Origin of the sequence: Chamaesiphon sp. GL140_3_metabinner_50, from assembly GCF_025361915.1 — a bacterium.
In the GTDB taxonomy this organism is placed as follows: domain Bacteria; phylum Cyanobacteriota; class Cyanobacteriia; order Cyanobacteriales; family Chamaesiphonaceae; genus Chamaesiphon.
Window position 1 is genome coordinate 1 of the sequence record NZ_JANYJC010000280.1, and the last position, 5,118, is coordinate 5,118.

Here is a 5,118-nt window from a genome sequence, read left to right on the forward strand (position 1 = left end):
CCGATCGATCCTTCAAATGCCACCGTATGAAATGTCACTAACGCTTTCTCACCAGGTTCGGCTTGGACATCGGGGAAAACTTTTTCTTCGTAATCGACTAGAAAATCCCCAGTCTTGTGAGCGGGTATCGTAACTTCTGGCATGAGGCTCTGCTCCGTTCTGGTTGTCAAGATTAATACCAGCCTAACGTTCGATCGACTGCTAAGTTTGTATCGTCAAATACCAAGTGAGGATATCTAACATTATGAATAGTCAGCTATCTATAATATCTCTAAAATACCGATCGAATTCGACACTTATAAAAATCGCTAGATTTTAAATAAAGTTGTATCCGAGACTACGAACCGAGTAAAAATTCATTGACGATACTCCAATTACCAGCGGTAACGACCTTCTCTTTGATAGCAATATGTTCGGCGATATAATTTGCATCGCGAGCTACACCCGAAAACCGTGCCGAACCCCACGTATACAGCCACGGCAGTCCGATAAAATAACAGCCAGCTAAATTAGTAATGCCGCGATCGTAATGCGGATAGCCACTACCATTAAACACGGGCAGATCGATCCAGCTAAAGTCGGTTTGAAATCCGGTAGACCAAATTACTGCCCGAATATTAGCCGCTGCTAAATCTAAATTTAATTCTGGACTTTCCGGTTGCCAAACTGGTTGATATGGTGATTCGATCGGAGCTTCAATTCCGGCTGTTTCTATATATCGATCGATGTTTTTTTTGATATTTTCAGCAACGGCATCAGCTCGATCGAGATTTTGACTTAAATCATCTTGAAACTTCAGTTTACCATCCTCGATCGATTTCAATCGTCCGTGTAATTTCATCCCTTGCAAAGCAAACTTCCGCAGGTCGATTTCGCGTCCGCCATCGCGTCCAGTGAGGTAATGATTGGTATTACTGCGCGCCGTTTCTTTCTTGGGATGTTCGTCGATGGAAATATCATAATAGCCCATCCGATCGAGCCATTCTACCGCATCCTTGCCCCGATACAAACGCGGCGATCTTGGTGCGCCACCAACACATAAATGCACCTGTCGCCCCGCCAGATGCAGATCTTCAGCAATCTGACAGCCAGATTGTCCCGTACCCACGACTAACACGCTCCCTGCTGGCAAAGATTCGGGATTTTTATACGCTGAGGAATGGAGTTGATGAATAGATGCGGGCAAACGTTCCGCCAGTCGGGGTATTTTGGGCGTATGGTAGCCGCTAACGGCAATAATGACGCGATCGGCTGTATACTCACCGATCGAGGTGCTAACGGCATATAACCCCGTTTCTGTCTGCTGAACTTTAGTTACCGTCACTCCTGCTTTTATCGGTGCATCGAAGCTAGTAGCGTAGTCTTGAAGATATTTGACGATCTCATCTTTGAGCATAAATCCATCCGGATCGTTACCAGGATAGGGGTAGCCTGGAAGTTGACATTGCCAATTGGGAGTTACCAAACAAAAACTATCCCACCGCCTCGATCGCCATTCATGCCCGATGGTATGTTTTTCAAAGATGATGTGGTCGATGCCGCGTTGTTTGAGACAATAACTCATGGATAGTCCTGCCTGTCCGCCACCGATAATGATGACTGGATATCGATCGCTCATAGAATGCCTAAAATAGTGTGAGGCTATTTAGTCACAGTAGGGTTTCGATCGAGCTATTTTTGTATTTCTGACTACGGAAGCTCGAAGTCGATCGATACGGTCATTATTTATGGCAACCGCCAGGAAGATTAAACAGCGAGAATAGTGCCGCTACAAACAAGGGCTTTTCCAAAAAGCCCTTGTTTGTGTCCCAACCGATATGGCGACTGCTGCATCGGTTAAAGTAAGATCTGAAACTCGATCGAGCCTTGTAACCGATCGAAATCATCAGCCAGAAGTAGATCGTATCTCTGACTACAACACGATGAATGCATCGCGAGATATAATCATATGCCGTGGAAAATCTCAAAATTTTACTTACTTTCTACATCCCAATTGGATATGACAGCCAATCTACTATCATCCTCTGAGGCGATCGGATCCGAAGTCATCAAACCCGATCGCATCTTAGCCGCTGACGAACTTAGCCGCTTAAATACTCGTTCGGATCTGCAAGGGTACTTACGATTGGGCAGACATTTGGCGGTGATGGCAGTTAGTGGTTATTTATGGGTAATGAATCCATTGGCGATTCCCTTGTTAATAGTTTATGGATTTAGCTTGGCGGCGATGTTTGCTGTCATGCACGAGTGCTGTCACCGGACAGCATTTGCGAATAATCAAGTTAACGACATTGTGGCTTGGTGGGCGGGGGTACTATCCTTTTATAACAGTACCTTCTATCGTCGGTATCACAAATGGCATCATCGCTACACCCGCATTCCTGGTAAAGATCCAGAATTGACCGATCGCACCCCAGATAGTCTGTTGAGCTATGGATTAGAGTTGAGTGGCTTGCCTTGGTGGTGGGGCAAAATCCGTGGGCATAGTCGAATTGCGATGGGGATTATCGATGAATGCGAATATATTCCCGCAACGGCGCGGGCGGAAGTAATTCAATCGACCAGATTGCAGCTACTAGTCTATGCGATCGCGATCGGGATTTCGGTAGCTTATGCCCAGCCGTGGTTTCTGATTTACTGGCTCCTGCCCCTAGCCATAGGTCAACCAATCTTGAGATTTATTCTGCTAGCCGAACATACGGGTTGCACTCTCGATGACAATTCATTAACTAATACCCGCACGACTCTGACCCTTGCGCCGCTGCGCTTTTTGATGTGGAATATGCCTTTCCATGCCGAGCATCACTTATATGCCTCGATTCCGTTCCATGCTCTACCTGCGGCACACGATCGATTAAAAAGTCATTTTGCCAAAGTCGATCCTGGATATGTATCGGTCAATCTGGGCATTGTTAGCAACTTAGAATCCCTGCGATCGTGAGTAGTGCCAAATGCTTGACATTGCCCAACTTTGAGTTGCAATGCGGCGTAACGTTGCCTCAAGCTGAATTGGTCTATCAAACCTATGGAGAGTTGAATGCCGATCGATCTAATGTCATTCTCTACCCAACTTCTTATGGTGCCCAACATACCGATATCGATTGGCTGATTCGACCCGACGGCATCCTCGATCCGACGCGGTGGTTTATTATCATCCCGAATATGTTTGGCAATGGGTTATCGACCTCGCCCAGTAACAACCCCGCTTGTGGATTTGCCGAGCAGGGTTTTTGGTTTACCCATGTAGATAATGTTCGCGTTCAGGCGCAGTTATTAACTCAAATATTTGGGATCGATCGATTGGCAATGATCTATGGTTGGTCGATGGGGGCGCAGCAAGCTTATCACTGGGGGGTACTTTATCCGAATCGAGTGGAACGGATTGTTGCGCTATGTGGCACAGCCAGAACTACCGACCACAATCGAATTTTTCTAGAAAGCTTACGCTCTGCCCTGACAGCCGATCGAACTTGGACGGGACAACGGTTTGACGGAATACCGGAGCAGGGTTTTCGGACATTTGCCAGGATCTATGCCAGTTGGGCGGCTTCTCAGGCATTTTATCGAGAAAAGTTATATCTCCAGCTCGGATACGAATCTCTCGATGATTACCTGTGGCGCGGTTGGGAGCAGAGTTATCGCAACCGCGATCCACACAATCTATTGGCGATGCTCGATACCTGGCTCCATTGTGACATTAGCGATAATCGTCACTACTCAGGCGATCTCGATCGAGCATTAGCATCCATCCGCGCTAAAACTTTAGTGATGCCCTCGCAAACCGATTTGTACTTTACACCAGAAGATTGCGCCGCAGCAGCAGCCAAAATTCCCAATGCTAAATATCTGCCGATTCCCTCGATTTGGGGACATCGTGCTGGCAACCCTTATCAAAATCCTGAAGATGCGGATTTCATTCGCACTGCGGTGAAAGAATTGGTGAATGGATAATTGGCTACGGCAAGAAACCCGACTTTTCCAAAAAGTCGGGTTTCTGTTAACCCAGATGAGGAATTTCAGTTCATGACGATCGAATTAGATCTCACCAGTCACTTATTGTAGAAATCTAACCCGATCGTCTTCTACACCGACCGCTTATGCTGCTATCTGAAATTGCTCGCGATCGCGGGATTCGTTATTTTCTGATTTCCTTCACCGATTTATTTGGTACCCAACGCGCCAAAATGGTACCAGCACAGGCGATCGATCTCATGGCTGTGGATGGTGCGGGATTTGCGGGATTTGCCGCTTGGTTGGACATGACTCCAGCCGACCCAGATATTTTGGCGATTCCCGATGCCAGTCAAATGATTCAATTGCCCTGGCAACCAGATGTAGCTTGGTTGCCTGCCGATGTATTGACGGTCGAGCGACAACCCCTCAATCAAACACCACGCTTAGTGCTAAAACGAGTCCTAGAGCAAGCCGCAGCCAGGGGCTACCGTGTGAAAACGGGGGTAGAGTGCGAGTATTTTTTACTGAATGCGGCTGGCGATCGGATTTTTGATAGTTTGGATCGATCGGTAAAACCTTGTTACGACCAACAAGCCTTGATGCGGCGGTTTGAGATTATTGCCGAGATCTGCGATGCGATGTTGGCTCTGGGCTGGGGCGCATATCAAAACGACCATGAAGATGCCAATGGTCAGTTTGAGATGAATTGGCTGTACGCTGATGCCTTAGTAACGGCAGATCGTCATGCTTTCTTTAAATATATGGTCAAATCGCTCGCCGAAAAACATGGAATGCGGGCGACATTTATGCCCAAACCTTTTAGGCACTTGACTGGTAATGGTTGTCATACGCACCTATCGATTTGGGACTCTACAGGTACTGTCAACCTTTTCGACGATGTAGCCGGAAAACTCGGTCTTTCCACCCTCGGTTATCAGTTTATTGGCGGGGTATTAGCCGCTACCCCCGCTCTGTGTGCATTAACAAATCCAACGGTCAATTCTTACAAACGACTCAATGCACCCGTCACCGCCTCCGGTGCCACCTGGTCGCCCAATGGTATTAGTTACAGCGGAAATAATCGTACCCATACAATTCGCATTCCCGCTGCGGGTAGATTTGAATTTAGATTGGCTGATGGAGCGGCTAATCCCTATCTCTTAC

At 47.1% G+C, this 5,118-nt stretch carries 4 protein-coding genes; 3 read left to right on the top strand and 1 reads right to left on the bottom strand.

Features of this window, described 5'->3' with window-relative positions:
• Positions 1–337: 337 nt before the first annotated feature.
• Positions 338–1,618, bottom strand: coding sequence for an MSMEG_0569 family flavin-dependent oxidoreductase (locus tag Q0R35_RS13735; protein WP_295619206.1), 1,281 nt, complete (start codon positions 1,616–1,618; stop codon positions 338–340).
• A 381-nt stretch (positions 1,619–1,999) separates the two neighbouring features.
• Between Q0R35_RS13735 and Q0R35_RS13740 the strand changes: the two genes are divergently transcribed.
• The 3 genes from Q0R35_RS13740 to glnT form a co-directional block, all read left to right on the top strand.
• Positions 2,000–2,941 carry a fatty acid desaturase gene (locus Q0R35_RS13740; RefSeq protein WP_295619209.1) on the top strand — a complete coding sequence of 314 codons (942 nt, stop codon included), beginning with the start codon at positions 2,000–2,002 and terminating at the stop codon, positions 2,939–2,941.
• Positions 2,935–3,951, top strand: a complete 1,017-nt coding sequence (locus Q0R35_RS13745; RefSeq protein WP_295619215.1) for an alpha/beta fold hydrolase — start codon at positions 2,935–2,937, stop codon at positions 3,949–3,951. The genes Q0R35_RS13740 and Q0R35_RS13745 overlap by 7 nt, the downstream gene beginning before the upstream one ends.
• A gap of 146 nt (positions 3,952–4,097) precedes the next feature.
• Positions 4,098–5,118 (top strand): type III glutamate--ammonia ligase (gene glnT / locus Q0R35_RS13750; RefSeq protein WP_295619212.1); only part of this gene is annotated, 1,021 nt, incomplete at its 3' end.